Source organism: Streptomyces caelestis, assembly GCF_014205255.1.
Classification (GTDB): Bacteria; Actinomycetota; Actinomycetes; order Streptomycetales; family Streptomycetaceae; genus Streptomyces; species Streptomyces caelestis.
In genome coordinates, this window is sequence record NZ_JACHNE010000001.1 from 5,252,254 (window position 1) to 5,275,114 (window position 22,861).

The 22,861-nt window shown below is 67.7% G+C and carries 18 protein-coding genes, 1 tRNA gene and 1 pseudogene; 17 read left to right on the forward strand and 3 right to left on the reverse strand.

Annotated features, from left to right (window positions below; translation table 11 throughout):
• Positions 1 to 75: 75 nt before the first annotated feature.
• Entirely contained in the window at positions 76 to 1,131 is a 1,056-nt protein-coding gene (locus HDA41_RS24125; RefSeq protein WP_184987103.1) for a UDP-N-acetylmuramate dehydrogenase, read from the forward strand.
• Here the strand turns inward: HDA41_RS24125 and HDA41_RS24130 are convergent.
• Positions 1,128 to 1,760 (reverse strand): NAD(P)-dependent oxidoreductase, encoded by a 633-nt coding sequence (locus HDA41_RS24130; protein WP_184987105.1) that lies wholly within the window; start codon positions 1,758 to 1,760, stop codon positions 1,128 to 1,130. The two genes, HDA41_RS24125 and HDA41_RS24130, sit on opposite strands and share 4 nt — an antisense overlap.
• Positions 1,761 to 1,865: 105 nt before the next feature.
• On the opposite strand from HDA41_RS24130, the gene HDA41_RS24135 reads away from it, so the two are divergent.
• Positions 1,866 to 2,456, forward strand: coding sequence for a TetR/AcrR family transcriptional regulator (locus tag HDA41_RS24135; protein ID WP_184987107.1), 591 nt, complete (start codon positions 1,866 to 1,868; stop codon positions 2,454 to 2,456).
• A 293-nt stretch (positions 2,457 to 2,749) separates the two neighbouring features.
• On the opposite strand, the gene HDA41_RS24140 is transcribed toward HDA41_RS24135, so the two are convergent.
• Together HDA41_RS24140 and HDA41_RS24145 are read right to left on the reverse strand one after the other, a co-directional pair.
• Positions 2,750 to 3,781 (reverse strand): adenosine deaminase, encoded by a 1,032-nt coding sequence (locus HDA41_RS24140; RefSeq protein WP_184987109.1) that lies wholly within the window; start codon positions 3,779 to 3,781, stop codon positions 2,750 to 2,752.
• A 139-nt stretch (positions 3,782 to 3,920) separates the two neighbouring features.
• Entirely contained in the window at positions 3,921 to 5,147 is a 1,227-nt protein-coding gene (locus HDA41_RS24145; RefSeq protein WP_184987111.1) for a pyridoxal phosphate-dependent aminotransferase, read from the reverse strand.
• 306 nt (positions 5,148 to 5,453) lie between these two features.
• Between HDA41_RS24145 and HDA41_RS24150 the strand changes: the two genes are divergently transcribed.
• The 15 genes and pseudogenes from HDA41_RS24150 (at position 5,454) to fusA (ending at position 22,791) form a co-directional block, all read left to right on the forward strand.
• Positions 5,454 to 5,526: transfer RNA gene (locus HDA41_RS24150), tRNA-Trp, on the forward strand.
• A 108-nt stretch (positions 5,527 to 5,634) separates the two neighbouring features.
• Positions 5,635 to 5,919, forward strand: a complete 285-nt coding sequence (gene secE, locus HDA41_RS24155) for a preprotein translocase subunit SecE (RefSeq protein ID WP_184987113.1) — start codon at positions 5,635 to 5,637, stop codon at positions 5,917 to 5,919.
• 80 nt (positions 5,920 to 5,999) lie between these two features.
• Positions 6,000 to 6,824 carry a transcription termination/antitermination protein NusG gene (gene nusG / locus HDA41_RS24160; protein WP_184987115.1) on the forward strand — a complete coding sequence of 275 codons (825 nt, stop codon included), beginning with the start codon at positions 6,000 to 6,002 and terminating at the stop codon, positions 6,822 to 6,824.
• 161 nt (positions 6,825 to 6,985) lie between these two features.
• Positions 6,986 to 7,420 (forward strand): 50S ribosomal protein L11, encoded by a 435-nt coding sequence (rplK, locus tag HDA41_RS24165; RefSeq protein WP_006130605.1) that lies wholly within the window; start codon positions 6,986 to 6,988, stop codon positions 7,418 to 7,420.
• A gap of 76 nt (positions 7,421 to 7,496) precedes the next feature.
• Positions 7,497 to 8,222 carry a 50S ribosomal protein L1 gene (rplA, locus tag HDA41_RS24170; RefSeq protein ID WP_184987117.1) on the forward strand — a complete coding sequence of 242 codons (726 nt, stop codon included), beginning with the start codon at positions 7,497 to 7,499 and terminating at the stop codon, positions 8,220 to 8,222.
• Between the two features lie 127 nt (positions 8,223 to 8,349).
• Positions 8,350 to 9,207 carry an SCO4651 family lipoprotein gene (locus tag HDA41_RS24175; RefSeq protein WP_184987119.1) on the forward strand — a complete coding sequence of 286 codons (858 nt, stop codon included), beginning with the start codon at positions 8,350 to 8,352 and terminating at the stop codon, positions 9,205 to 9,207.
• Between the two features lie 18 nt (positions 9,208 to 9,225).
• Positions 9,226 to 9,315: pseudogene (locus HDA41_RS42340) on the forward strand (DUF1396 domain-containing protein); the annotation flags it as partial.
• Positions 9,316 to 9,717: 402 nt separating this feature from the next.
• Positions 9,718 to 10,248 (forward strand): 50S ribosomal protein L10, encoded by a 531-nt coding sequence (gene rplJ, locus HDA41_RS24180; protein ID WP_184987121.1) that lies wholly within the window; start codon positions 9,718 to 9,720, stop codon positions 10,246 to 10,248.
• A gap of 114 nt (positions 10,249 to 10,362) precedes the next feature.
• The gene (gene rplL, locus HDA41_RS24185; RefSeq protein WP_184987123.1) at positions 10,363 to 10,749 is read left to right on the forward strand and encodes a 50S ribosomal protein L7/L12; all 387 of its coding nucleotides are present in this window, start codon (positions 10,363 to 10,365) and stop codon (positions 10,747 to 10,749) included.
• 556 nt (positions 10,750 to 11,305) lie between these two features.
• Complete coding sequence (gene rpoB / locus HDA41_RS24190) at positions 11,306 to 14,791, forward strand: DNA-directed RNA polymerase subunit beta (RefSeq protein WP_184987125.1); 3,486 nt, start codon at positions 11,306 to 11,308, stop codon at positions 14,789 to 14,791.
• Between the two features lie 94 nt (positions 14,792 to 14,885).
• On the forward strand, positions 14,886 to 18,785 hold the full coding sequence (locus HDA41_RS24195; protein ID WP_059424787.1) for a DNA-directed RNA polymerase subunit beta': 3,900 nt from the start codon (positions 14,886 to 14,888) through the stop codon (positions 18,783 to 18,785).
• 136 nt (positions 18,786 to 18,921) lie between these two features.
• The gene (locus tag HDA41_RS24200) at positions 18,922 to 19,443 is read left to right on the forward strand and encodes a DUF1707 and DUF4190 domain-containing protein (RefSeq protein ID WP_230299416.1); all 522 of its coding nucleotides are present in this window, start codon (positions 18,922 to 18,924) and stop codon (positions 19,441 to 19,443) included.
• Positions 19,444 to 19,780: 337 nt separating this feature from the next.
• On the forward strand, positions 19,781 to 20,152 hold the full coding sequence (gene rpsL / locus HDA41_RS24205) for a 30S ribosomal protein S12 (RefSeq protein WP_003948652.1): 372 nt from the start codon (positions 19,781 to 19,783) through the stop codon (positions 20,150 to 20,152).
• Between the two features lie 2 nt (positions 20,153 to 20,154).
• Positions 20,155 to 20,625, forward strand: coding sequence for a 30S ribosomal protein S7 (rpsG, locus tag HDA41_RS24210; protein ID WP_003998848.1), 471 nt, complete (start codon positions 20,155 to 20,157; stop codon positions 20,623 to 20,625).
• A 39-nt stretch (positions 20,626 to 20,664) separates the two neighbouring features.
• Entirely contained in the window at positions 20,665 to 22,791 is a 2,127-nt protein-coding gene (gene fusA / locus HDA41_RS24215; RefSeq protein WP_184987129.1) for an elongation factor G, read from the forward strand.
• Positions 22,792 to 22,861: the final 70 nt, after the last annotated feature.

The window sequence follows — 22,861 nt, forward strand, 5'->3', positions numbered from 1 at the left end:
GGCCCTCGTCTCTCCGACGGGTGCCGCACCGACGCGTGCCGGAGCCTGTCAGTGCCGTCTCGTACTCTTGAGCCCGTGCAGGAACTCCACGACGCCCCCCTCGCCCCGCTGACCACCTTCCGGCTGGGCGGCCCCGCGACCCGGCTGGTCACCGCGACGACGGACGACGAGGTGATCGCCGTCGTACGCGAAGCCGACGAGGCGGGCACCCCGCTGCTGCTCATCGGCGGCGGCTCGAACCTGGTCATCGGCGACAAGGGCTTCGAGGGCACCGCCCTCGTCATCGCCACCAAGGGCTACTCCCTCGACGGCGCGCGGCTGGAGCTGGCCGCCGGCGAGGTATGGACCGACGCCGTCGCCCGCACGGTGGAGGCGGGCCTGGCCGGCATCGAGTGCCTGGCCGGCATCCCCGGCTCGGCGGGCGCGACCCCCATCCAGAACGTCGGGGCGTACGGCCAGGAGGTCTCCTCGACGATCACCGAGGTCGTCGCCTACGACCGCCGGACCGGCGAGACGGTCACCCTGGCCAACGAGGACTGTGCCTTCTCCTACCGCCACAGCCGCTTCAAGTCCGACCCGGAGCGCTACGTGGTGCTGCGCGTCCGCTTCTCCCTGGACGACGCCGACGGCCTCTCCGCCCCCCTCAGGTACGCCGAGACGGCCCGCGCCCTTAGCGTCGAGCCCGGCGACCGCGTCCCGCTCGCCTCGGCCCGTGACACCGTGCTCAAGCTGCGCGCCGGCAAGGGCATGGTCCTGGACCCCGAGGACCACGACACCTGGTCGGCCGGTTCCTTCTTCACCAACCCGATCCTCACGGACGCCGACTTCGCCGCCTTCCGCGCGCGCGTGCGTGAGCGCCTCGGCGCGGGCATGGAGCCGCCCGCGTACCCGGCGGGGGAGGGCCGCACCAAGACCTCAGCGGCCTGGCTGATCGACAAGGCGGGCTTCACCAAGGGCTACGGCGACGGACCGGCCCGCATCTCCACGAAGCACACCCTGGCCCTCACCAACCGGGGCACCGCGACCACGGAGGACCTGCTCGCCCTGGCCCGCGAGGTCGTGGCCGGGGTCCGCGAGGCCTTCGGGATCACACTGGTCAACGAGCCGGTGACGGTCGGGGTCAGCCTCTAGTAGGCGAGCCCCACGCCCTGCTGCACGGTGGCCGCGTCGTCGACCATCCCCAGCATCGCGTGCGCCACGTCGGCGCGTCCCAGGGAGCGGCCCTTCGGCGGGGTCCCCCCGACGACCGTCCGGTACACCCCGCTGACCGGCCGGTTCAGCAGTTTCGGCGGCCGCACCACGGTCCAGTCGGTGGCACTGCCGGCGATCTCCGCCTCCATCGCGCGCAGGTCGGCGTAGACGTCCTTGTAGACCCTGGAGACGATGCCGCGTGCGACACGGTCGAGCGCTCCGTCGCCCTCGGGCACGGGCCCGATCGGGGCGGCGCTGATCGCCAGCAGCCGCCGGACGCCCGCCGCCTTCATGGCGCCCAGCACCGTGCGCGTCAGCCGGGTCGCGTCTCCGGCGTGCTTGCGGCTGCGGGCGCCGAGACCCGACAGCACGGCATCCCGCCCGGCCACCGCCGGACGTACCGCCTCCGCATCGGCCAGGTCCGCGGGAAACACATCCAGTCCCGGGCCGGTCACGGTCAGCCGGGCGGGATCGCGGACGACCGCCGTGACCTGGTGACCCGCCCCCAGTGCCTGCCGTACGATCTCCTGCCCGACGCCGCCGGTGGCACCGAAAACGGTCAGCTTCATCGCGAACTCCCCTGCCGGTAGGTGGGTGAGTACTTACTCACTCCTGGCGCTCCTCTAGGGTGAGTAAGTACTCACCCACCCGTCAAGTTTTTTAGGGAAGCAGCCATGCAGCCACCGGCCCGGGAGCGCGTCCTGGACGCCGCGCACCAGTTGATGCTGACCGTCGGACTCGCTCGCGCCACGACGAAGGAGATCGCCCGGGCCGCCGGTTGCTCCGAGGCCGCGCTCTACAAGCATTTCGCGAGCAAGGAGGAACTGTTCATCCGCGTGCTGACGGAACGCCTGCCGCAGCTGGCACCGCTGCTGCACGGGCTGGCCGCCGAGCCGGGCCGGGGCGCGCTGGAAGCGAACCTCACGGAGATCGCCCGTCAGGCGGCCCTGTTCTACGAGCAGAGCTTTCCGATCGCGGCGTCGCTGTATGCCGAGACCCAGTTGAAGCGGCGGCATGACGAGGTGATGCGGGAGATGGGGAAGGGGCCGCATCTGCCGATCGAGGGGTTGGCCGCCTATCTGCGGGCGGAACAGGACGCCGGGCGGATCAGGGCTGGTGCGGACACCTTTGCGGCGGCCTCATTGCTGATGGGGGCGTGTGCGCAGCGGGCGTTCGCGTACGACGCGACGGAGGAGGGCCGGCCTCCCGTGGACGCGTTCGCCGCGAGGCTGGCCCGCACGCTGCTGGCCGGCATCACCGACTGACCGACGCTTCCAGGTGCCCGGCGTTGGCGCTGGGGCACGGGTGGGTCCGCAACCCGGCAGTACGGGGGGCCGCCTCCTTGGGACGGGTGCCGCTCTTAGCGGCACGATCGCCCGCAGCCAGGAGCGGGACCACCGTGCCGCCGCACCCGCGCACGGCGAGAAGGGGACGTGCCGGGGGCTCTCCGCCCGCAGCGGTTGGCGCGTCAACGGACAGTCAGTGTCCGAGCCCATCGCGCCGTTCCGAAGACGAACACGCCCCGGCGCGGCCCCGCCCCACAGCCACCGCGCAGGCGCTAGGACAGCAACCAGTCGTCCACCCCGGCCAGCAGCTTTCTCTTCACGTCCTCCGGTGCCGCCGACCCCCGTACCGACTGCCGCGCCACCTCAGCCAGTTCCTCGTCCGTGAACCCGTGATGCCGCCGCGCGATCTCGTACTGCGCCGCCAGGCGGGAGCCGAACAGCAGGGGATCGTCCGCGCCCAGCGCCAGCGGCACCCCCGCTTCGAACAGCGTTCGCAGCGGCACGTCCTCCGGCTTCTCGTACACCCCCAGCGCCACGTTCGACGCCGGGCACACCTCACACGTCACCTGCCGGTCCGCCAGCCGCTTCATCAGCCGGGGATCCTCCGCCGCCCGTACTCCGTGCCCCACCCGGTGCGCCCCCAGGTCGTCCAGACAGTCCCGCACCGACGACGGCCCCGCCAGCTCGCCCCCGTGCGGCGTCGACAACAGCCCGGCCTCCCGCGCGATTGCGAACGCCCGGTCGAAGTCCCGCGCCATGCCCCGCCGCTCGTCGTTCGACAGCCCGAACCCGACGACCCCCCGATCGGCGTACCGCGCCGCCAGCCGCGCCAGGGTGCGCGCGTCCAGCGGGTGCTTCATCCGGTTCGCCGCGACCAGCACCCGCATACCGAGCCCGGTCTCCCGCGACGTCGTCTCCACCGCGTCCAGGATGACCTCCAGCGCCGGGATCAACCCGCCCAGCATCGGCGCGTACGACGTCGGATCGACCTGGATCTCCAGCCACCCCGACCCGTCCCGCAGATCCTCCTCCGCGGCTTCCCGCACCAGCCGCTGGATGTCCTCCGGCTCCCGCAGACACGAGCGCGCCGCGTCGTACAGCCGCTGAAAGCGGAACCAGCCCCGCTCGTCCGTCGCCCGCAGTCTCGGTGGCTCCCCGCCGACCAGCGCCTCGGTCAGTGCGTCGGGCAGGCGCACCCCGTGCTTGTCGGCCAGTTCCAGCACGGTCGCGGGCCGCATCGACCCGGTGAAGTGCAGGTGCAGGTGGGCTTTCGGCAGTTCAGAGACATCACGTACACGCTCCATTCCAGGATCCTGCCGTACGCCCCAGCCGTCCCGGAAGCTGTTTCCTCTTTCGTGGTCTTGCTCGCACAAACAAATGGGGCACATACCGAATTCGGTATGTGCCCCAGGCCGGGAGGCCGGCAGGCCGACGAAGCGGACGTCAGTCCCTGGCCTCCGCCAGCAGCTTCTGCATCCGGCTCACACCCTCGACGAGATCCTCGTCACCCAGCGCGTACGACAGCCGCAGATACCCGGGCGTCCCGAACGCCTCACCCGGCACCACCGCGACCTCGGCCTCCTCCAGGATCAGCGCGGCCAGCTCGACCGTGTCCCGGGGCCGCCGGCCCCGGATCTCCTTGCCGACCAGCGCCTTCACCGACGGGTACGCGTAGAACGCACCCTCCGGCTCCGGGCACACCACGCCGTCGATCTCGTTCAGCATCCGCACGATGGTCTTGCGGCGCCGGTCGAACGCCTCGCGCATCTTCTCGACGGCGACCAGGTCACCGGAGACCGCGGCCAGCGCGGCGGCCTGGGCGACGTTGGCCACATTCGACGTGGCGTGCGACTGAAGGTTCGTCGCGGCCTTGACCACGTCCTTCGGGCCGATGATCCACCCGACCCGCCAGCCGGTCATCGCGTACGTCTTCGCGACACCGTTCACCACGATGCACTTGTCGCGCAGCTCGGGCAGCACCGCCGGCAGCGACACGGCGGAGGCGCCGCCGTAGACCAGGTGCTCGTAGATCTCGTCGGTCAGCACCCACAGGCCGTGCTCGACGGCCCAGTGGCCGATGGCCTCGGTTTCCTGCTCGCTGTAGACGGCGCCGGTCGGGTTCGACGGCGAGACGAAGAGCACGACCTTCGTCTTGTCCGTACGGGCCGCCTCCAGCTGCTCGACGGTCACCCGGTAGCCGGTCGTCTCGTCGGCGACGACCTCCACCGGGACACCCCCGGCCAGCCGGATCGACTCCGGGTACGTCGTCCAGTACGGCGCGGGCACGATGACCTCGTCACCCGGGTCGAGGATCGCGGCGAAGGCCTCGTAGATGGCCTGCTTGCCACCGTTGGTGACGAGGATCTGCGACGCGTCGACCTCGTAGCCGGAGTCGCGCAGCGTCTTCGCGGCGATCGCGGCCTTCAGCTCGGGCAGGCCACCAGCCGGCGTGTAGCGGTGGAACTTCGGGTTCTTGCAGGCCTCGATCGCGGCCTCGACGATGTAGTCCGGGGTCGGGAAGTCGGGTTCACCGGCGCCGAAGCCGATCACCGGCCGCCCGGCGGCCTTGAGGGCCTTGGCCTTGGCGTCCACGGCGAGGGTGGCGGACTCGGAGATCGCGCCGACTCGGGCAGAGACCCGGCGCTCGGTGGGAGGGGTTGCAGCGCTCATGGGCCCCATCGTTTCAGACCGGAAACGTGCGGGGCACGGGGGTTTCACAGACTGAACAACACCGGGCAAACCCTTGAACAACAGTGCGGACCGACCGCACGGCCTGCGCAATTTTCAGCCGGAGCCCGGTCGTCCGCACCCCGTCCCGCAGGCGATCTTCCGCCAACGAGGCCTGCCTGGAGCTCTTTCTGTTCGACGACCGGCCGCAGACCACGTACACTCTCACCTCGTTGGCCTTCAGCAGGCCGCGCCCGTTCGGTGCACACCAGGCGTCCGGACGGATGCGGTACGTTGGGGGACACACAAAGGGTCGTAGCTCAATTGGTAGAGCACTGGTCTCCAAAACCAGCGGTTGGGGGTTCAAGTCCCTCCGGCCCTGCTACACACACCTTCGCCAGGATGTGTGCGCATGTACGTACAGCAATGCACCGCCGTGCGGCTCAGACCGGGCGCGGCACGGCCACGACCCGGAATCAGGTGAGGACGAGTGACGGACGCCGTGGGCTCCATCGACATGCCTGATGCCCAGGACGAGGCGCCGGAGTCCAGGAAGGCCCGCAAGGGCGGCAAACGTGGCAAGAAGGGCCCGCTGAAGCGGCTTGCCCTCTTCTACCGCCAGATCGTCGCGGAGCTGCGCAAGGTCGTCTGGCCGACCCGCAACCAGCTCTCGACGTACACGACCGTGGTGATCATCTTCGTGGTCATCATGATCGGCCTGGTCACCGTGATTGACTATGGACTCAGCCACGCCGCCAAGTACGTGTTCGGCTGAGCCGCCAGCGAAGAGCGCCGAGGTACCCGGCGCTCCTTTCGCATGTTCCACCCCCATGTATCCAGGAAGAAGCAGCCACCGTGTCTGACCCGAACGTGAACGACGCCATCGAGCCTGTCGAGTCCGTCGAGGACGAGCTCGACACCGTCGAGGGCGCGGACAGCGAGGACACCGAGGCCTCCGCCGAGGTCGAGGCTGCCGACGCCGTCGCGGACGACGCCGCCGAGGCGGAGACCGAAGCCGGTGAAGAGGCCGCGGAAGAGCCCGAGGAAGAGCCCGAGGACACCCGCGACCCGATCGAGAAGCTCCGCGAGGAACTGCGGGTCCTGCCCGGCGAGTGGTACGTCATCCACACCTACGCCGGCTACGAGAACCGCGTGAAGACCAACCTGGAGCAGCGCGCCGTCTCGCTGAACGTCGAGGACTACATCTTCCAGGCCGAGGTGCCGCAGGAAGAGGTCGTCCAGATCAAGAACGGCGACCGCAAGACGATCAAGCAGAACAAGCTCCCGGGCTACGTCCTCGTCCGCATGGACCTGACGAACGAGTCCTGGGGCGTCGTCCGCAACACCCCCGGTGTCACCGGCTTCGTGGGCAACGCCTACGACCCGTACCCGCTGACGCTGGACGAGATCGTCAAGATGCTCGCCCCCGAGGCCGAGGAGAAGGCCGCCCGCGAGGCAGCCGAGGCCGAGGGCAAGCCGGCTCCGCAGCGCAAGGTCGAGGTCCAGGTGCTGGACTTCGAGGTCGGCGACTCGGTCACCGTCACCGACGGCCCGTTCGCCACGCTCCAGGCGACCATCAACGAGATCAACCCGGACTCGAAGAAGGTCAAGGGCCTCGTGGAGATCTTCGGCCGTGAGACGCCGGTCGAGCTCTCCTTCGACCAGATCCAGAAGAACTAGCAGTCACCCAGCTTCCGAACAGGTCAGGCGGGCCTCGCGGCCTGTCTGACCTGCTCGGTTTTTGGCCGCACATGGATACCCGTTATCGTTGTGCGGTATGCCTCCATCCGGATGATCCGGATCGGAGGCTGGAAAACTCTCACTAGGACCCGGAGAGAGCAATGCCTCCCAAGAAGAAGAAGGTCACGGGGCTCATCAAGCTCCAGATCCAGGCCGGTGCCGCCAACCCGGCCCCGCCGGTCGGCCCCGCGCTGGGTCAGCACGGCGTGAACATCATGGAGTTCTGCAAGGCCTACAACGCCGCGACCGAGTCGCAGCGTGGCTGGGTGATCCCGGTGGAGATCACGGTCTACGAGGACCGCTCCTTCACCTTCATCACCAAGACCCCGCCGGCCGCGAAGATGATCCTCAAGGCCGCGGGCGTGGAGAAGGGCTCCGGCGAGCCGCACAAGACCAAGGTCGCGAAGATCACGCGTGACCAGGTCCGCGAGATCGCCACCACCAAGATGCCCGACCTCAACGCCAACGACCTGGACGCCGCCGAGAAGATCATCGCCGGCACCGCCCGTTCCATGGGCGTCACGGTCGAGGGCTGAGCCCCAACCCCATCAGCAGAAGTGGCAGGGCCTGCTCGGCCCGGACCACGACTCCTAAGAATCCACAGGAGCAGTAGTGAGCAAGCGCAGCAAGTCCCTTCGCGCTGCGGACGCCAAGGTCGACCGGGAGAAGCTCTACGCCCCGCTCGAGGCCGTCCGTCTCGCCAAGGAGACCTCCACGACCAAGTTCGACGGCACCGTCGAGGTCGCCTTCCGCCTGGGTGTCGACCCGCGCAAGGCCGACCAGATGGTCCGTGGCACCGTGAACCTCCCGCACGGCACCGGTAAGACCGCCCGGGTCCTGGTCTTCGCGACCGGCGACCGTGCCGAGGCCGCGCGTGCCGCGGGCGCCGACATCGTCGGCGCCGACGAGCTGATCGACGAGGTGTCGAAGGGCCGTCTGGACTTCGACGCCGTCGTCGCCACCCCGGACCTCATGGGCAAGGTCGGCCGCCTCGGCCGCGTGCTCGGTCCGCGTGGTCTGATGCCGAACCCGAAGACCGGCACCGTCACCCCCGACGTCGCCAAGGCCGTCACCGAGATCAAGGGCGGCAAGATCGAGTTCCGTGTCGACAAGCACGCGAACCTGCACTTCATCATCGGCAAGTCGTCCTTCGACGACACCAAGCTGGTGGAGAACTACGGCGCCGCGCTGGAGGAGATCCTCCGTCTGAAGCCGTCCGCCGCCAAGGGCCGGTACATCAAGAAGGCCGCCATCACCACCACGATGGGCCCCGGCATTCCGGTCGACCCGAACCGCACCCGCAACCTCCTCGTCGAGGAGGACCCGGCCGCGGTCTGAGCCTGACGGCTCACCCAACCGGTCACGGGCCCCGCACCTGTTCCAGGTGCGGGGCCCGTTCCCTTTTCCGGTACGTACGCCGGTGGCCTGGGTTAACGTGCGGGAACCGGATGGGAACGGGGGACGTATGCAGGGCACGACCGTGCGCCGCGTGGGCCTGGTGCTCGCGATGGCGACCGCACTGACGGGGGTGGCCGCCTGCACCTCCCCGGACTCCTCCGACGGCCCCGGCAAGGACGACCGCGCCGCGCACGGCAGGTCCGTCGCGGCCCTGCGCTCCGCCGAGCGCGCCACCCAGCGGGCCGAGTCCGCCCGTGTCGAGTCCACGACGACCATGGGCTCGCTGATGTCCATGACCGCCGACGGCACCCTCGGCTGGGCCGACGGCATCACCGGCACCCTGACCATCACGTACACCGGCGGCACCCTGGCCGACACCATGCGCCGGCTCGGCAGCACCTCCATGGAGGCCCGCTACCTGCCCGACGCCTACTACGCCCGCATGGGCGAGAAGTTCGCCGAGCAGGCCGGCGGCAAACACTGGATCCGGTACGCCTACGAGGACCTGGAAGCCCTCGCCGGGGGCTCCGGTGCCCACCTCGGCGACCAGATGCGCACCACCACGCCGAACCAGTCCGTGAAGCTCCTCCTGTCCTCCGGAGACGTCCGAAAGGTCGGCGAGGAGTCCGTGCGCGGCCGGCCCGCCACGCACTACTCCGGCACCGTGGCCGCCGCGGACGTCACCGACGCCGCCCTGAAGAAGCAGCTCACCGAGGCCGGCGTCACCACCGAGACCGTCGACGTCTGGATCGACGAGCGGGACCTGCTGGTCAAGAAGGTGGAGAAGGCGCGGATGACCACGGGTCTGATGACCCAGACCGCGCACTACGACGACTACGGCGTGCGGGCCCGGGCCCAGCGGCCCCCCTTGTCCGACACCGGGGACTTCGAGGACCTCATGCGAAAGCGGGCGGGTACGTCCTGAGGTCCCCGAGAATCCGTGGAGATGAGCATGAAGGCGACACCGCTCGACCAGGGAGCCACCGAGACCGTGGAGATCCGCCTCGTCGACAAGGCCATGCACCTCCACGGGCACGTTCACCCTCGCCGAGCTCCGCGCTTCCCTGAAGGGCAAGGACGCGAGCATCCGCGAGAACCGCGACAAGAGCCTCAAGCAGTACGAGGAACTCGACGCGAGCTGATCAGCCGTACGGGCGGATTTGCTTGACGGCGATCCGTTCCCGTACTCTCCTAAAGAAGCCAAAGACCGCTGGTCGTTACCGCGCGCTCGGATGAGGGCGTGGTGGCCGAAGGATCCGCTGAACGGCGGACGACCCGCGCAGGTGACACAGGAGAAGCTCCCGGAGTCCGCCGCCCAGTGCGTGCGTGCCACCGGTCGAGCTGCGCCCCGTGCCTCTGCGCCGGGGCGTTTCGTTTTCCCCAGTCCTCCTTCGGGTCCGCGCGGTCCGAATCACCCGGAAGGAGGCCGAGGCTCATGGCGAGGCCAGACAAGGTCGATGCCGTCGAGGAGATGCGGGACAAGTTCCGTAACTCCAACGGCGCCGTCGTTACCGCGTACACCGGTCTCACCGTGGCGCAGCTCCAGCAGCTGCGTCGTTCACTCGGTGAGAACGCTCAGTACCGTGTGGCGAAGAACACGCTGACCAAGATTGCGGCCAACGAGGCCGGGATCACCGCGATCGACGACCTCTTCACGGGTTCGTCGGCCGTCGCCTTCGTGACCGGTGACCCGGTCGAGGCGGCGAAGGGTCTCCGTGACTTCGCCAAGGACAACCCCAACCTGGTCATCAAGGGCGGCGTCCTTGACGGCAAGGCGTTGTCCGCAGATGAGATCAAGAAGCTTGCGGACCTCGAGTCCCGCGAGGTTCTGCTCTCCAAGCTGGCCGGTGCCTTCAAGGGGAAGCAGTCCCAGGCTGCCTCCGTCTTCCAGGCGCTGCCGTCGAAGCTCGTCCGCACCGTGGACGCGCTCCGTGCCAAGCAGGACGAGCAGGGCGGTGCCGAGTAACTCGGCTCGCATCCCGGCCCCCGCTGCCTGAACGCGGAGGCCGTCGCGGGCCAGTAGTACGCCCGCCTCACATGTACATCCGGCACCTGCCGATTTAGTGGAAGGACCGCCATCATGGCGAAGCTCAGCCAGGAAGACCTGCTCGCGCAGTTCGAGGAGATGACCCTCATCGAGCTCTCCGAGTTCGTGAAGGCGTTCGAGGAGAAGTTCGACGTCACCGCTGCCGCCGCCGCGGTCGCCGTCGCGGGCCCGGCCCAGGGTGGCCCGGCTGCCCCGGCCGAGGAGGAGAAGGACGAGTTCGACGTCATCCTCACCGGTGCCGGCGACAAGAAGATCCAGGTCATCAAGGTCGTGCGTGAGCTGACCTCGCTGGGTCTGAAGGAGGCCAAGGACCTCGTGGACGGCGCTCCGAAGCCGGTCCTCGAGAAGGTCGCCAAGGACGCCGCCGAGAAGGCCGCCGAGTCCCTCAAGGGCGCCGGCGCCTCCGTCGAGGTCAAGTAAGACCTTCGCAGGGTCGCGTACGACCCTGTAACGCTCAAGCGCTGAGGAGCGATCATCCATCCGGGTGGTCGCTCTTCGGCGTTTCCGGGGTCCGGCCGCGGTTGCCTTGCACCCTCTGTGGCGGGGGGTATGGTGATCTTCGTCGTGTCTCTGGGCCGGCCCCGGTTCGGGCAGGGGGGCCTTGACGAACCGCACGCAGCGCGCAATTCTCAGGACGCGTCGTCACAAGGATCCGAATCCGAGGTATGGATCGGCGACGAAGAGGGCAGTATCAACGTGCGTTGAGGGCAGCGCCTTGTCGCAGGAGTGGAACAACGAGGGTGAACACGGGTTTCAGAACCCGGACTGGACATCAGTGTGCCGTGTGGCTACACTGACCCTTTGCGCTGCCTGTTAGCTGTCCCCTGCCCGTCACCAGGGGTCTGCCCTCGCCCGAGCATCGACGACAAGACCTGTCCGACCTGGCTTTTCGGCCGGATGGACATAGCTTGTCTCCGTGTACGGGAGAGGGGCCGGTACGCGCGTAGTGAGTCCGAGCCCTCGGAAGGACCCCCTCTTGGCCGCCTCGCGCAACGCCTCGACCGCGAATACGAACAACGCCGCCAGCACTGCCCCGCTGCGCATCTCTTTTGCAAAGATCAAGGAGCCTCTTGAGGTTCCGAACCTGCTCGCGCTGCAGACCGAGAGCTTCGACTGGCTGCTCGGCAACACCGCCTGGCAGAGTCGGGTCGAGGAGGCTCTCGAGAACGGTCAGGACGTCCCCACCAAGTCCGGGCTCGAGGAGATCTTCGAGGAGATCTCCCCGATCGAGGACTTCAGCGGGTCGATGTCGCTGACCTTCCGCGACCACCGCTTCGAGCCGCCGAAGAACTCGATCGACGAGTGCAAGGAGCGCGACTTCACGTACGCGGCCCCGCTCTTCGTCACCGCCGAGTTCACGAACAACGAGACCGGCGAGATCAAGTCCCAGACCGTCTTCATGGGCGACTTCCCGCTCATGACGAACAAGGGCACCTTCGTCATCAACGGCACCGAGCGTGTCGTGGTGTCGCAGCTCGTCCGCTCGCCGGGTGTCTACTTCGACTCCTCGATCGACAAGACGTCCGACAAGGACATCTTCTCCGCCAAGGTCATCCCGTCCCGGGGTGCCTGGCTGGAGATGGAGATCGACAAGCGCGACATGGTCGGTGTCCGTATCGACCGCAAGCGCAAGCAGTCCGTCACCGTCCTGCTCAAGGCGCTCGGCTGGACCACCGAGCAGATCCTCGAGGAGTTCGGCGAGTACGAGTCCATGCGCGCCACCCTGGAGAAGGACCACACCCAGGGCCAGGACGACGCGCTGCTCGACATCTACCGCAAGCTGCGTCCGGGCGAGCCCCCCACGCGTGAGGCCGCGCAGACGCTGCTCGAGAACCTCTACTTCAACCCCAAGCGCTACGACCTGGCCAAGGTCGGCCGCTACAAGGTCAACAAGAAGCTGGGTACGGACACCCCGCTGGACGCCGGGATCCTGACCGTCGAGGACATCATCGCGACGATCAAGTACCTGGTGAAGCTGCACGCCGGCGAGACCGAGACGGTCGGTGACAACGGCACGTCCGTGGTCGTCGAGACCGACGACATCGACCACTTCGGCAACCGCCGCCTGCGCAGCGTCGGCGAGCTCATCCAGAACCAGGTCCGTACGGGTCTGGCGCGTATGGAGCGTGTCGTCCGCGAGCGGATGACGACCCAGGACGTCGAGGCGATCACGCCGCAGACCCTGATCAACATCCGGCCGGTCGTCGCCTCCATCAAGGAGTTCTTCGGCACCAGCCAGCTGTCCCAGTTCATGGACCAGAACAACCCGCTGTCGGGTCTGACGCACAAGCGGCGTCTGTCCGCGCTCGGCCCGGGTGGTCTGTCCCGTGAGCGGGCCGGCTTCGAGGTCCGTGACGTGCACCCCTCGCACTACGGCCGCATGTGCCCGATCGAGACGCCCGAAGGCCCGAACATCGGTCTGATCGGCTCGCTCGCCACCTACGGCCGCGTGAACGCGTTCGGTTTCGTCGAGACCCCGTACCGCAAGGTGTTCGAGGGCCAGGTCACCGACCAGGTCGACTACCTCACGGCCGACGAGGAGGACCGCTTCGTCATCGCGCAGGCCAACGCGCCGCTGACGGACGAGCTCCGCTTCGCCGAGGCCCGCGTGCTGGTCCGCCGTAAGGGCGGCGAGGTCGACTACGTCGGTGGCGAGGACGTGGACTACATGGACGTCTCGCCGCGCCAGATGGTGTCGGTCGCGACCGCCATGATCCCCTTCCTCGAGCACGACGACGCCAACCGTGCCCTCATGGGCGCGAACATGATGCGTCAGGCCGTGCCGCTGATTAAGTCCGAGTCCCCGCTCGTCGGCACCGGCATGGAGTACCGCTCCGCGGTCGACGCCGGCGACGTGGTCAAGGCCGAGAAGGCCGGTGTGGTCCAGGAGGTCTCCGCGGACTACATCACCACCGCCAACGACGACGGCACGTACATCACGTACCGCCTGGCCAAGTTCGCCCGTTCCAACCAGGGCACCTCGGTCAACCAGAAGGTCATCGTGGCCGAGGGCGACCGGATCATCGAGGGCCAGGTCCTGGCCGACGGTCCGGCCACCCAGAACGGCGAGATGGCGCTGGGCAAGAACCTGCTCGTGGCGTTCATGCCGTGGGAGGGTCACAACTACGAGGACGCGATCATCCTGTCGCAGCGCCTCGTGCAGGACGACGTCCTCTCCTCGATCCACATCGAGGAGCACGAGGTCGACGCCCGTGACACCAAGCTCGGCCCCGAGGAGATCACGCGGGACATCCCGAACGTCTCCGAGGAGGTCCTCGCCGACCTCGACGAGCGCGGCATCATCCGCATCGGTGCCGAGGTCATCGCCGGTGACATCCTCGTCGGCAAGGTCACGCCCAAGGGTGAGACCGAGCTGACGCCGGAAGAGCGCCTGCTGCGCGCGATCTTCGGTGAGAAGGCCCGTGAGGTCCGTGACACCTCGCTGAAGGTGCCGCACGGCGAGACCGGCAAGGTCATCGGCGTGCGCGTCTTCGACCGCGAGGAGGGCGACGAGCTTCCCCCCGGTGTGAACCAGCTGGTGCGCGTCTACGTCGCGCAGAAGCGCAAGATCACCGACGGTGACAAGCTCGCCGGCCGCCACGGCAACAAGGGCGTCATCTCGAAGATCCTGCCGATCGAGGACATGCCGTTCCTGGAGGACGGCACCCCGGTCGACATCATCCTCAACCCGCTGGGTGTGCCGTCCCGAATGAACCCGGGACAGGTGCTGGAGATCCACCTCGGCTGGCTCGCCAGCCAGGGCTGGGACGTCTCCGGCCTGGCGGAGGACTGGGCGCAGCGCCTGCAGGCCATCGACGCCGACCAGGTCCCGCCGCGGACCAACGTCGCGACGCCGGTCTTCGACGGTGCCCGCGAGGACGAGCTGGCCGGTCTGCTGAACCACACCATCCCGAACCGCGACGGCGAGCGCATGGTGCTCCCGTCCGGCAAGGCGCGACTGTTCGACGGCCGCTCCGGCGAGCCGTTCCCGGAGCCGATCTCGGTCGGCTACATGTACATCCTCAAGCTGCACCACCTGGTCGACGACAAGCTGCACGCCCGTTCGACCGGTCCGTACTCGATGATCACCCAGCAGCCGCTGGGTGGTAAGGCCCAGTTCGGTGGCCAGCGATTCGGTGAGATGGAGGTGTGGGCGCTGGAGGCTTACGGCGCCGCGTACGCCCTCCAGGAGCTGCTGACCATCAAGTCCGACGACGTCACCGGCCGCGTGAAGGTCTACGAGGCCATCGTCAAGGGCGAGAACATTCCCGAGCCCGGCATCCCCGAGTCCTTCAAGGTGCTCATCAAGGAGATGCAGTCCCTGTGCCTCAACGTGGAGGTGCTGTCCTCGGACGGCATGTCCATCGAGATGCGCGACACCGACGAGGACGTCTTCCGCGCTGCGGAGGAGCTTGGCATCGACCTGTCCCGGCGTGAGCCGAGCAGCGTCGAAGAGGTCTGACGGGAGTTCGGCGGCCTTCGTCATGAAGGCCGCCGGCCCCAGGACCCCCGTATCAGACCCCATGACTTACAACCCTGAGAGGGATTGACGCATAGTGCTCGACGTCAACTTCTTCGACGAGCTCCGGATCGGTCTGGCTACCGCTGACGACATCCGTCAGTGGAGCCACGGCGAGGTCAAGAAGCCCGAGACGATCAACTACCGCACGCTCAAGCCCGAAAAGGACGGACTCTTCTGCGAGAAGATCTTCGGTCCGACCCGGGACTGGGAGTGCTACTGCGGCAAGTACAAGCGTGTCCGCTTCAAGGGCATCATCTGTGAGCGCTGTGGCGTCGAGGTCACGCGCGCCAAGGTGCGCCGTGAGCGGATGGGCCACATCGAGCTCGCCGCGCCCGTCACGCACATCTGGTACTTCAAGGGCGTCCCGTCGCGGCTGGGTTACCTGCTCGACCTCGCCCCGAAGGACCTGGAGAAGGTCATCTACTTCGCGGCGTACATGATCACGTACGTCGACGAGGAGCGCCGTACGCGCGACCTGCCCTCACTGGAGGCCCACGTCTCCGTCGAGCGCCAGCAGATCGAGCAGCGCCGCGACGCCGACCTGGAGGCCCGCGCCAAGAAGCTCGAGACCGACCTGGCCGAGCTGGAGGCCGAGGGCGCCAAGGCCGACGTGCGCCGCAAGGTGCGCGAGGGTGCCGAGCGCGAGATGAAGCAGCTGCGCGACCGTGCGCAGCGCGAGATCGACCGTCTCGACGAGGTGTGGACCCGGTTCAAGAACCTCAAGGTCCAGGACCTCGAGGGCGACGAGCTGCTCTACCGCGAGCTGCGTGACCGCTTCGGCACGTACTTCGACGGCTCGATGGGTGCCGCGGCGCTGCAGAAGCGCCTGGAGTCCTTCGACCTCGACGAGGAGGCCGAGCGCCTCCGCGAGATCATCCGTACCGGCAAGGGCCAGAAGAAGACCCGTGCGCTCAAGCGCCTGAAGGTCGTCTCCGCGTTCCTGCAGACCAGCAACAGCCCCAAGGGCATGGTGCTGGACTGCGTGCCGGTCATCCCGCCGGACCTGCGTCCGATGGTGCAGCTGGACGGTGGCCGCTTCGCGACCTCCGACCTGAACGACCTGTACCGCCGTGTGATCAACCGGAACAACCGACTGAAGCGGCTTCTCGACCTCGGCGCGCCCGAGATCATCGTGAACAACGAGAAGCGCATGCTCCAGGAGGCCGTCGACGCGCTGTTCGACAACGGCCGCCGCGGTCGCCCGGTCACCGGTCCCGGTAACCGCCCGCTGAAGTCCCTCAGCGACATGCTGAAGGGTAAGCAGGGTCGCTTCCGCCAGAACCTGCTCGGTAAGCGTGTGGACTACTCCGCGCGTTCCGTGATCGTCGTCGGTCCGCAGCTGAAGCTGCACCAGTGCGGTCTGCCGAAGGCGATGGCGCTGGAGCTCTTCAAGCCGTTCGTAATGAAGCGCCTGGTCGACCTGAACCACGCGCAGAACATCAAGAGCGCCAAGCGCATGGTCGAGCGCGGCCGCACGGTCGTGTACGACGTGCTGGAAGAGGTCATCGCGGAGCACCCGGTTCTGCTGAACCGTGCGCCCACGCTGCACCGCCTCGGCATCCAGGCCTTCGAGCCGCAGCTGGTCGAGGGCAAGGCCATCCAGATCCACCCGCTCGTCTGCACCGCGTTCAACGCGGACTTCGACGGTGACCAGATGGCCGTGCACCTGCCGCTGTCCGCGGAGGCGCAGGCCGAGGCCCGCATCCTGATGCTGTCCTCGAACAACATCCTCAAGCCCGCCGACGGCCGCCCGGTGACGATGCCGACCCAGGACATGGTCCTCGGTCTGTTCTTCCTCACCACCGACGGCGAGATGCGCGAGCTCAAGGGCGAGGGTCGCTCGTTCGCCTCGGTCGCCGAGGCGATCATGGCCTTCGACGCGGGCGAGCTGTCGCTCCAGTCGAGGATCGACGTCCGCTTCCCGGTCGGCACCATCCCGCCGCGTGGCTGGACCCCGCCGGCGCGTGAGGAGGGCGAGCCCGAGTGGCAGCAGGGTGACAGCTTCCGGCTGAACACCACGCTGGGCCGCGCGCTCTTCAACGAGCTGCTGCCCGAGGACTACCCGTTCGTCGACTACGAGGTCGGTAAGAAGCAGCTCTCCGAGATCGTCAACGACCTCGCCGAGCGCTACCCGAAGGTCATCGTGGCGGCGACGCTCGACAACCTGAAGGCGTCCGGCTTCTTCTGGGCGACCCGTTCCGGCGTCACCGTGGCCATCTCCGACGTCGTCGTTCCCGAGGCGAAGAAGGAGATCGTCAAGGGCTACGAGGCGCAGGACGAGAAGGTCCAGAAGCAGTACGAGCGCGGTCTGATCACCAAGGACGAGCGCACGCAGGAGCTCATCGCGATCTGGACCAAGGCGACCAACGAGGTCGCCGAGGCGATGAACGACAACTTCCCGAAGACCAACCCGATCTTCATGATGGTGAACTCGGGTGCACGAGGCAACATGATGCAGATGCGTCAGATCGCCGGTATGCGTGGTCTGGTGTCGAACGCGAAGAACGAGACGATCCCGCGTCCCATTAAGGCCTCCTTCCGTGAGGGCCTGTCCGTGCTGGAGTACTTCATCTCCACGCACGGTGCCCGTAAGGGTCTGGCGGACACCGCTCTGCGTACCGCCGACTCGGGTTACCTCACCCGTCGTCTGGTCGACGTCTCCCAGGACGTCATCATTCGCGAGGAGGACTGCGGCACCGAGCGCGGTCTGCGTCTGCAGATCGCGAGCCGGAACGCCGAGGGCACGCTGCTCAAGGCGGAGGACGTCGAGACGTCCGTGTACGCGCGCTGCCTCGCCGAGGACATCGTGGTCGACGGCAAGGTGCTGGCCCCGGCCGGTACCGACCTCGGCGACGTGCTCATCGACGAGCTGGTCCGCCACGGCGTCGAGGAGGTCAAGACCCGCTCGGTCCTGACCTGCGAGTCCGCTGTCGGTACCTGCGCCATGTGCTACGGCCGTTCGCTGGCCACCGGCAAGCTGGTCGACATCGGTGAGGCGGTCGGCATCATCGCCGCCCAGTCCATCGGTGAGCCCGGTACCCAGCTGACGATGCGTACCTTCCACACCGGTGGTGTGGCCGGTGACGACATCACCCAGGGTCTGCCGCGTGTCGTCGAGCTCTTCGAGGCCCGTACCCCGAAGGGTGTCGCCCCGATCTCCGAGGCCTCCGGCCGCGTCCGGATCGAGGAGACCGAGAAGACCAAGAAGATCGTCGTCACCCCGGACGACGGCAGCGACGAGATGGCCTACCCGATCTCGAAGCGTGCCCGTCTGATGGTCAGCGAGGGCGAGCACGTCGAGGTGGGCCAGAAGCTCACCGTGGGTGCCACCAACCCGCACGACGTGCTGCGCATCCTGGGCCAGCGTGCCGTCCAGGTCCACCTGGTCGGCGAGGTCCAGAAGGTCTACAACTCGCAGGGTGTGTCGATCCACGACAAGCACATCGAGATCATCATCCGGCAGATGCTCCGCCGCGTGACGATCATCGAGTCCGGCGACGCCGAGCTGCTGCCCGGCGAGCTGGTCGAGCGCTCGAAGTTCGAGACCGAGAACCGTCGTGTGGTCCAGGAGGGCGGTCACCCGGCCTCCGGTCGTCCGCAGCTGATGGGTATCACCAAGGCCTCGCTGGCGACGGAATCCTGGCTGTCGGCCGCCTCCTTCCAGGAGACGACCCGAGTCCTGACGGACGCGGCGATCAACGCCAAGTCCGACAGCCTCATCGGCCTCAAGGAGAACGTCATCATCGGTAAGCTCATCCCGGCCGGTACGGGTCTGTCCCGCTACCGCAACATCCGGGTCGAGCCGACCGAGGAGGCCAAGGCCGCGATGTACTCGGCCGTCGGCTACGACGACATCGACTACTCGCCGTTCGGCACGGGCTCCGGCCAGGCCGTGCCGCTGGAGGACTACGACTACGGTCCGTACAACCAGTAAGGCGTACGTCTGAGTCACTGAAGGGCGGTCACCTCTCGGGGTGGCCGCCCTTCGGCGTGTCAGCGGGCACGCGCCGGTGCCAGGAGGGCCGCCAGGGCGCATCATGGAAGGACTCCGGCCCCCGGGGAGGTCCTCCGTGTCCCAGCCGCCCTATCCCTCCTGGCAGCCCTGGCAGGGCCCCAGTGTGCCGTCCATGCTCGCCTCGCATGCCGATCGGGAGCGGGCCGTGGACGTGCTCAGAGCCGGTTACGGCGAGGGGCGGATGGAGCACGGCGAGTTCGAGAAGCGGGTGGCGCGGGCGTACGCGGCGCGCACCGTGGGGGAGCTGGCGCTGCTCGTCGCCGATCTGCCGCAGGGGCCCTGGCCGCAGCCGGCGGGGGCCGTGCCCGTGCCGCGGGCGTTTCTGCCCGTGCCGCGGCCGCAGACGAACGGGAAGGCCGTGGCGGCCGGCGTGTGCGGGCTGCTGTGCGTGCCCACCATGGGGCTGACCGGGATTCCGGCCGTGGTGCTGGGGCACGTGGCGCGGGCCGAGATCCGCAACCGGGGGGAGCTGGGGGACGGGCTCGCGCTGACCGGTCTCGTACTCGGATGGTTGTCCACGGCCGGCTGGGCACTCGTCCTGGTGTTGCTGACGGTGGTGTCCATCGCGGCCGGGTGAAGCCCCGGCAGCAAGAAACACGCGCAAATCGGACAGCCGTCATCGAATTGAAGATCGATAACGGCCGGTGCTCTTGACATGTCCCGCATGGTGATGCGGGCGGCATCCATTTGTTTTGACCGCAGCGAATGCGATAGGTACGCTCAGACCTTGTGCCTGGGGTGTGCCCTGGCTCTCGTGCGTGCCATCAACCGCACAGCGAGCTGACACCGGCCACCGTAATCCGCGCTTATTTCTGCCTGGCGGCGGGAGTCCGCGGGATTCGACACACCCGACCGCGTGGGTCGGCGACGTTCCAGGTTAGCTTCACCATCGGCACACAGAAACCGGAGAAGTAGTGCCTACGATCCAGCAGCTGGTCCGCAAGGGCCGGCAGGACAAGGTCGAGAAGAACAAGACGCCCGCACTCGAGGGTTCGCCTCAGCGCCGTGGCGTCTGCACGCGTGTGTTCACGACCACCCCGAAGAAGCCGAACTCGGCCCTGCGTAAGGTCGCGCGTGTGCGTCTGACCAGCGGGATCGAGGTCACCGCTTACATTCCGGGTGAGGGACACAACCTGCAGGAGCACTCCATCGTGCTCGTGCGCGGCGGCCGTGTGAAGGACCTGCCGGGTGTTCGCTACAAGATCATCCGCGGCTCGCTCGACACTCAGGGTGTCAAGAACCGCAAGCAGGCCCGCAGCCGCTACGGCGCCAAGAAGGAGAAGTAAGAATGCCTCGTAAGGGCCCCGCCCCGAAGCGCCCGGTCATCATCGACCCGGTCTACGGTTCTCCTCTGGTGACCTCCCTGATCAACAAGGTGCTGCTGAACGGCAAGCGCTCCACCGCCGAGCGCATCGTCTACGGCGCCATGGAGGGCCTGCGCGAGAAGACCGGCAACGACCCGGTCATCACGCTGAAGCGCGCTCTCGAGAACATCAAGCCGACCCTCGAGGTCAAGTCCCGCCGTGTCGGTGGTGCCACCTACCAGGTCCCGGTCGAGGTCAAGCCCGGCCGTGCCAACACCCTGGCGCTGCGCTGGCTCGTCGGTTACTCCCGCGCCCGTCGCGAGAAGACCATGACCGAGCGTCTGCTCAACGAGCTCCTCGACGCCAGCAACGGCCTGGGCGCCGCTGTGAAGAAGCGTGAGGACACGCACAAGATGGCCGAGTCCAACAAGGCCTTCGCGCACTACCGCTGGTAGTCGCAGACCCCATCGAGACCGAGAGAAGACTGAAGCCTTATGGCTACCACTTCGCTTGACCTGGCCAGGGTCCGCAACATCGGGATCATGGCCCACATCGACGCGGGCAAGACGACCACCACCGAGCGGATCCTGTTCTACACCGGCGTTTCGTACAAGATCGGTGAGGTCCACGACGGCGCTGCCACCATGGACTGGATGGAGCAGGAGCAGGAGCGTGGCATCACGATCACGTCTGCTGCGACCACCTGTCACTGGCCGCTCGAGGACAACGACTACACCATCAACATCATCGACACCCCGGGGCACGTCGACTTCACCGTCGAGGTGGAGCGCTCCCTGCGCGTGCTCGACGGTGCCGTGACGGTGTTCGACGGTGTCGCCGGTGTCGAGCCGCAGTCCGAGACGGTGTGGCGTCAGGCCGACCGTTACGGCGTGCCGCGTATCTGCTTCGTCAACAAGCTGGACCGCACCGGCGCCGAGTTCCACCGCTGCGTGGACATGATCTCGGACCGCCTGGGCGCGCAGCCGCTCGTCATGCAGCTGCCGATCGGTGCCGAGGCGGACTTCAAGGGCGTCATCGACCTCGTGACGATGAAGGCCCTGGTCTGGTCGGCCGAGGCGACCAAGGGCGAGATGTACGACACCGTCGACATCCCGGACACCCACGCCGAGGCTGCCGAGGAGTACCGCGGCAAGCTGCTCGAGGCCGTCGCCGAGAACGACGAAGAGCTGATGGAGCTGTACCTGGAGGGCACCGAGCCCACCGTGGAGCAGCTCTACGCCGCGATCCGTCGCATCACCATCGCGTCCGGCAAGGGCGGCGGCACCACCGTCACCCCCGTGTTCTGCGGCACCGCGTTCAAGAACAAGGGCGTTCAGCCCCTGCTCGACGCGGTCGTGCGCTACCTGCCCACCCCGCTCGACGTCGAGGCCATCGAGGGCCACGACGTCAAGGACCCGGAGCAGGTCATCGCGCGCAAGCCGTCGGACGAGGAGCCCCTCGCCGCGCTCGCGTTCAAGATCATGAGCGACCCGCACCTCGGCAAGCTCACCTTCGTCCGGGTCTACTCGGGCCGCCTGCACTCCGGCACCCAGGTGCTGAACTCGGTGAAGGGCAAGAAGGAGCGCATCGGCAAGATCTACCGCATGCACGCGAACAAGCGTGAGGAGATCGAGTCGGTGGGCGCCGGCGACATCGTCGCCGTCATGGGCCTGAAGCAGACCACCACCGGTGAGACGCTGTCGGACGACAAGAACCCGGTCATCCTGGAGTCCATGGACTTCCCGGCGCCGGTCATCCAGGTCGCCATCGAGCCCAAGTCGAAGGGCGACCAGGAGAAGCTCGGCGTCGCGATCCAGCGCCTCGCCGAGGAGGACCCGTCCTTCCAGGTCCACTCAGACGAGGAGACCGGCCAGACCATCATCGGCGGTATGGGCGAGCTGCACCTCGAGGTGCTGGTCGACCGTATGCGCCGTGAGTTCAAGGTCGAGGCCAACGTCGGCAAGCCGCAGGTCGCGTACCGCGAGACCATTCGCAAGGCCGTCGAGAAGGTCGAGTTCACCCACAAGAAGCAGACGGGTGGTACCGGCCAGTTCGCTCGCGTCATCATCGCGATCGAGCCGATCGAAGGCGGCGACGCCAGCTACGAGTTCATCAACAAGGTGACCGGTGGCCGTGTGCCGAAGGAGTACATTCCTTCGGTGGACGCCGGTGCGCAGGAGGCCATGCAGTTCGGCATCCTCGCCGGTTACGAGATGACCGGTGTCCGCGTGACGCTGCTCGACGGTGCCTACCACGAGGTCGACTCCTCCGAGCTCGCGTTCAAGATCGCCGGTTCGCAGGCCTTCAAGGAGGCCGCGCGCAAGGCCAGCCCCGTACTGCTCGAGCCGATGATGGCCGTCGAGGTCACCACGCCCGAGGACTACATGGGTGAGGTCATCGGCGACATCAACTCCCGCCGTGGTCAGATCCAGGCCATGGAGGAGCGGGCCGGTGCCCGCGTCGTGAAGGGCCTCGTGCCCCTTTCGGAGATGTTCGGCTACGTCGGCGACCTGCGCAGCAAGACGTCCGGCCGTGCCAGCTACTCCATGCAGTTCGACTCCTACGCCGAGGTTCCCCGGAACGTCGCCGAGGAGATCATCGCGAAGGCCAAGGGCGAGTAACGCACCGCGTCTACACGCCGTAGGCTTGACTCCGGAGCCTCGTGGGGCATTCCGCCGCAATGTCGGAGGG